Raw genomic sequence first — 5699 nt, forward strand, 5'->3', positions numbered from 1 at the left:
CGCTCTGTTCGCGATGATCGAGAAGATGCGTCAGGTAGCCACGTCGGCAGAGCGGGACACCAAACGAGCCCGACGTAATCGCACTCGCCGTGCCCACCTGAGCAGCATCGCCACACCACCGAACACGCAGAGCCCGCCCGAGCATGATCCAGGCACCGACGACGTGTCGGTTCCGATCTTCGACGACATCGAAGAATGGTGAATCGATGAACAACGACGCCCGCAGCGCTCTCGAAGGCGACGATAACGACCGTAGCGACGACGACATCGACGTCGATCGCGCGGACCTCACCCACCTGCGAATTTCGGTCAGATCCATCGCGATTCTGCCTGCTGCACAACGCATCAGGCACATTCGGGCCGAACGGTGGATCGGGTATCCGCGTGCACAGTCGGTCATCGAGCACCTCGAGACGCTGCTGGGGTGGCCGGATCGACAACGAATGCCGAACATGCTTCTGATCGGACCGACGAACAACGGCAAGTCGATGATCGTTGAGAAGTTCCGCCGTGCACACCCCACTGTCAGCTTGCCCGATCGCGAGCAGATACCGGTGTTGTGCATGCAGATGCCTCCGGACCCGGCACCCGCACGGTTCTACCTGGCGATGCTTGCTGCCCTCGGAACGCCGATCCGGCCACGGAGCCGAGTCCACGAACTCGAACAGCAAGCGATCACGCTGCTGCGAGCGACCGGGGTTCGGATGCTGATCATCGACGAGCTCCACAACGTCCTCGCCGGCCGCGACAACGTCCGCCGCGAATTCTTGAACGTGCTGCGGTTCCTGGGCAACGAACTACGCATTCCTCTCGTCGCTGTCGGAACCCGCGACGCCTACCTCGCCATCCGGACCGATCCCCAGCTGGAGAACCGATTCCACCCCATGACTTTGCCGGTCTGGACCAACACTGCCGACACCAGATCACTGCTGGCCAGCTTCACCACGAGCTTCCCTCTCCGTAAACCCTCGCACCTGACATCACCGGAGATGACCGACTACCTCCTCACTCGCTCCGAGGGCACCATCGGTGAACTGACAACGCTGCTCACTGCCGCAGCAGTGACCGCCGTCGACAGCGGAGAGGAAGCGATCACCTCATCGGTGCTCACGCGCACTCCGTACCTCGGTCCCACCGAGCGACGCCGCCAGTTCGAGCGCCACCTCGCGTGAACGCGCGGCTCGCGGCGATGCCCGATGATGCGTACGTTCGCCCGTGGCCGCTGCATCCGCAGCCACTGCCAGGTGAGGCCCTCTCGTCCTGGTTGGCCCGGATATGCGAGCTGTATCCGCACATCAGGCCCTCTGACCTGCTTGCAGACCTCGATATCGATTGTGCTGTCGAGGATCTCGACCGCTACACACCGGAGCCGATCCTCGCCGAGCTGGCCGGTCGCGGCGTAGTCCCGGTAGAGAGGGTGCGGATGATGACGTTGGCGGGGTGGACACCGTGGCTGCTCGACAGCACCGACCCCGCCGACTGCGACTTCGACACCTACGTCCACCAGTTCTCGGTCCTGCTACCAGCCGACCTCGCGAGGCAGGATCGACGACGTCGCACACCTACGAGCAAGGCATGGTTGCCGTGGGCGAGCACTCCGCGCAGTCGGGCATGCCCGGCATGTGTCGACAGCCTCGAATCCACTGCTGATATCAACATGACTCTGCTGCATCAATATCCGGTGCTGAGCAGCTGCCTCGACCACCGTTGTCGACTCGAACCCTGCTCTGCTTTCCCTGGTCATGCAATTTTCTGGGATCAGGTCCGGTTCGGTTCGGACGAACGGGTCTCGCCCGTTCCGGTTCCCTCAGCGGTCACGGACCTCGATCGGCGCAGCACCGAGGCTCTGACAACGGGATGGGTGGAACTCGGCCCAGGCCGGGTGCACGCCGCAGTGTGGTTCCGGCTTCTGCGCACCGTCGTCGACGAAGTGTCCACACCACTGGTTCGCACCGGACGGTGGGCGACGAGACTCGTTGCGATCTGGAAGGCCGCCGGTCGTTCTCGCCCGCTCCGGACCGCGTGGGTTCCGTTCGAGGACCTGCACTGGGACGAGCAGGCGACAGTCCTCGAGGCCGCAGCGATCGGCATCGCGATGGTCGAGAGCGGTGAGATCGACGCCGGCGGTGCACACGCATCTCTGCTGCGCCCACGACCCTACGAGCCGGTCGATCCCGGGACAGCTCCGACGCGCTCGTCCTATCCCGCACCCGAGCGCGATTTATGGGCCGACGCGCACGCTGCGGCCGAGGCCGCCATCGCGGCAGCGCGCGTCGATCCCGCATCCGCCAGGTCGCTGTACAACTTCCTACGCTGGGGGTGCAGCACCGCAGCGGAGCTGGATGAGACGGTGCAACTGTTCCTCGACCACGGGATCCCGCTGCAACATCCGCCGACATAGCTATCGCCCGATGGAGCGGGGTTGTCCGCGACGATGCATACGCGGCGTCAGCCGAGAAGCCAGTTGTCGCGCGGGGGCCGTAGTCACCAACTTTAAATGTGCGGTGACCGACGAGAATTTTCCTTCCCGCACCGTCCTTGAGGAAACGCCAGGTGAGCGTAGTTTCTGTTCGATAAATGTGTAGGAGGTGCCCGCTACAGTCCTGCATATGACAGAACGCCAGCTCGCGGACGGCTCGAACACGGTTCCGGCTGCGTGTCGGGTGGTGCGGCGGTGTTTCCTGCTTTACCGCCGGAGGTTGCCGCTCGGATCGAGCGCTCGATCGCTGCGTCTCGCTCCGCCGGCGCCCGGCGGGCCTACGCCTCGGCGTGGAGACGCTTCGAAACCTGGTGCGCCGCCACCGGGTATATCTCGTTACCGGCGCATCCCGCGACGGTGGCGGCCTATCTCGTCGCCGCCGGCGGACACGCTCACCGTCGACGACGGGATGCGGGCGTATGCGCCGGCGACGTTCGGCAAATGGATCGCGGCGGTCGCGCGGACGCCACCGCGCTACCAGACACGACAACCCGGGCGGGCACGAGATGGTCCGCGCCACCCTCGCCAGTATTCGGCGGGATTACGCGTCGGCGGGCGAGCGGCCACGCAATCCACGCGCACCGCTGCTGACCTCCGACATCACCACCATCGTCGATCATGCACGTCTCAGTGTGACCGGGTGGGCGTCGGAGGTCCTCAAACGGCGCGACACCGCGCTGCTTCTGATGGGCTATACCGGCGCATTTCGTCGTAGCGAACTCGTGGCGCTCGAATGCGGCGGTGTCCGCCGCGACCGCCTCGACGGTGCGCACGTACGGATTCGGGCGTCGAAGACCGATCAGGACGGCGTCGGGGCCTTCAAAGCCCTACCGTTCACCGGCCGTCACGAATCCTGCCCGGTCTGCGCGTGGGTACGTTGGCTGCAGGTCGTCGCGGCGTCCTCCACGTGCACCTCGCTACGTCGACGACCCAACGCCGCCGGATCGCGGTGATCGACGGCACCCATTCCCGGCAGCTGTTACCCCCTCCGGGGCGCGCGGAGATCGTTCGGGCTGCGCTGGACGTGGCGCGTACGGCGCGCCTGCACGAGCTGGCAGCCGTGATCGGCGGCATCATCGCCCGCCTCCCCGAATCCGGTTGGCCGTCAGAACTGTTCGCGCGGCGAGACGCCCGCGTCCTGATCTTCGCCTCGACCGGTCTGCCGTACACCCAGATCGCGGCCCTGCGGCACTGCAATGTCACCGCCGATCCAAGGATCGACGCCCTTCGTATCGACACAGGCCGCGGCGTCCACACTGTCACTTCCCCCGGCACTGACGGGGGCGGGGTATCTCGCCGCGGATGGTGTATCAGCGCTTGTTGGAGGTGCTGGGCCATCGCACGCGGTATCCGAGTACCCGAATGCTCTCGATGCCGTGGGCGGTACCGGACTCGGCGGATTCGACCGGTACGTCGATCCGGCCGATCGGCAGCCGCTGTCGACTGCGATCGACCGGTTGGGCCACACCCCGTTGATTGCGACCCCACTCACGTCCCGTGCGGTCGCCGACATCGTTCGAGCCCACCTGGACGGGCGAGTACCTGTGCACCGACTCCACTCGGTGCAGGCACGGCAACCGAGCGCACAGCTCGTCCCGTAGCCCGCCTCGGCTTCGGTACTCGACCCCGGATACTACGAATACGGGACCCAGGCACGCCGGGACGCGCACGAGCTACTCGGTGGCGTCGATTCAACGCTCGACGACCGTGCGGATGCACTGCTGAAGCGGCTTCTCGCGTTCGTCGAGGCAGAAGTACCGGAATATGGTCGGCCGCGCGTGCCGCGCCCATCGTACCTGCCCGTTCAGGACACCTTTCGGGCGTGAAGACGCTCGACGAGACCGAGAGTGAACCGGTCGATGTCCTCGATGGAGAAGCTCTCGTCACCGGTGATCGCGAGCGAGGACCGTCGCAGAAAGTGCACGCCACCGATCGGGATGCTCACCAGTTTCAGGGCGCGTTGGATCCATCGAACCGGCCGGATCGACGAGGCGACGTGATCGGCGGGGAGCATTGTTCCACCTGGACGCAGCACTCGCGACATTTCCGAGAGCGCGATGTCCGGGGCTGGGATGGCGCAGAGCGAGAACGTGCACACCATGGTGTCGAAGGATGTATCGGGGAAGTCCAGAGCGTGAGCGTCCCCGAGCGGCGGGTGCGCATCCGGTCTGACGTCGGTGTGGGCGCGAGCCGTGTGGTCACGACATTGGTGGTCATTGAGGCCAGGTGCACTGCATCGACAGCAGTCGTGTTGGAAGGTCATTCCGGCGTTCGAGCAGGTGGTGCAAGGACACGTGCCGAGGTATACGCCACCCTCTCCTTGATTGATCGTACGGATGTACGTACATTATGGATGAGGCTAGTCGCCAATTCTGACAAACGTCACACTCGGGAGGAATGAAATTCCCTCGTCCGCCCCGAGTCGGCGAGTGCCGGACGGCTGAGGAGGACGTGATGGTCGGCAACCGCTGCGGTGGCGCTGTGAGTCGTTGCGCCTCGCTGGATCAGTCGGTTGCGATGCCCCTGGTCGCCCAGTGGAATGCCGCCCACTTCACCTCCACCCCGCAGGAATCGGAACCGTGCGCCTCGACGCACAGAACCTGCAAAAATACCCCACGGGGTACCGTGGATTCTTGACACCCATACGAACGCCGCCACGATCGACAAGGAGATTTCGATGCTTCTCGAACGCATCTACGACGAAGACCTCGCCCAAGCCGGATACTTCATCGGCTGCCAGGCCAAAGGAGAGGCAGTGGTGGTCGACGCCCGCCGCGACATCGGTGTGTATCTGGATCTGGCCGATCGGCATGGCATGACCATCACCGCCGTGACCGAGACCCATATCCATGCCGACTACCTGTCCGGCACTCGCGAGCTGGCCAAGGCCACCGGGGCGGTCACCTACGTCTCAGGAGAGGGCGGCGACGATTGGCAGTACGGCTTCGAGGCCGAACGCCTCCACGATGGCGACACGCTGGCTCTGGGCAACATCACCGTGCAAGCCGTTCACACGCCCGGTCATACCCCGGAGCACCTCTCGTTCCTGGTGACCGACGGTGCCTTCGCCGATGCTCCGGGATACATGTTGACGGGCGACTTCGTCTTTGCCGGTGATCTCGGCCGCCCGGACCTACTCGACGAAGCTGCCGACGGTGTCGACACCCGTTTCGAGGGTGCCAAACAGATCTTCCGCAGTCTGAAGCGGTCGTTCGTCACG

7 protein-coding genes and 1 pseudogene are annotated in these 5699 nt (G+C 64.9%); 5 read left to right on the forward strand and 3 right to left on the reverse strand.

Going from position 1 to position 5699, the window contains the following annotated elements:
* The 4 genes and pseudogenes from A2J02_RS28335 to A2J02_RS28965 form a co-directional block, all read left to right on the forward strand.
* Positions 1-202 (forward strand): annotated as a pseudogene (locus A2J02_RS28335) (Mu transposase C-terminal domain-containing protein); the annotation flags it as partial.
* Between the two features lie 4 nt (positions 203-206).
* The gene (locus A2J02_RS18090) at positions 207-1172 is read left to right on the forward strand and encodes a TniB family NTP-binding protein (protein ID WP_231893887.1); all 966 of its coding nucleotides are present in this window, start codon (positions 207-209) and stop codon (positions 1170-1172) included.
* A 17-nt stretch (positions 1173-1189) separates the two neighbouring features.
* Positions 1190-2401 carry a TniQ family protein gene (locus tag A2J02_RS18095; protein ID WP_068051818.1) on the forward strand — a complete coding sequence of 404 codons (1212 nt, stop codon included), beginning with the start codon at positions 1190-1192 and terminating at the stop codon, positions 2399-2401.
* Between the two features lie 584 nt (positions 2402-2985).
* A complete protein-coding gene (locus A2J02_RS28965) occupies positions 2986-3432 on the forward strand; it encodes a hypothetical protein (RefSeq protein ID WP_308198557.1) in 447 nt (148 codons plus the stop codon).
* 152 nt (positions 3433-3584) lie between these two features.
* Here the strand turns inward: A2J02_RS28965 and A2J02_RS27805 are convergent, their stop codons facing one another.
* The 3 genes from A2J02_RS27805 to A2J02_RS18110 form a co-directional block, all read right to left on the reverse strand.
* Positions 3585-3734, reverse strand: coding sequence for a hypothetical protein (locus A2J02_RS27805; RefSeq protein WP_155289453.1), 150 nt, complete (start codon positions 3732-3734; stop codon positions 3585-3587).
* 55 nt (positions 3735-3789) lie between these two features.
* Positions 3790-3945, reverse strand: coding sequence for a hypothetical protein (locus tag A2J02_RS27810; protein ID WP_155288742.1), 156 nt, complete (start codon positions 3943-3945; stop codon positions 3790-3792).
* A gap of 338 nt (positions 3946-4283) precedes the next feature.
* Positions 4284-4742, reverse strand: a complete 459-nt coding sequence (locus A2J02_RS18110) for a class I SAM-dependent methyltransferase (RefSeq protein ID WP_080733148.1) — start codon at positions 4740-4742, stop codon at positions 4284-4286.
* A 414-nt stretch (positions 4743-5156) separates the two neighbouring features.
* Here A2J02_RS18110 and A2J02_RS18115 point away from each other — a divergent pair.
* Positions 5157-5699 (forward strand): MBL fold metallo-hydrolase (locus A2J02_RS18115; RefSeq protein WP_156516279.1); only part of this gene is annotated, 543 nt, incomplete at its 3' end.

This window comes from Rhodococcus sp. EPR-147 (genome assembly GCF_001647185.1).
Lineage (GTDB): Bacteria > Actinomycetota > Actinomycetes > Mycobacteriales > Mycobacteriaceae > Rhodococcoides.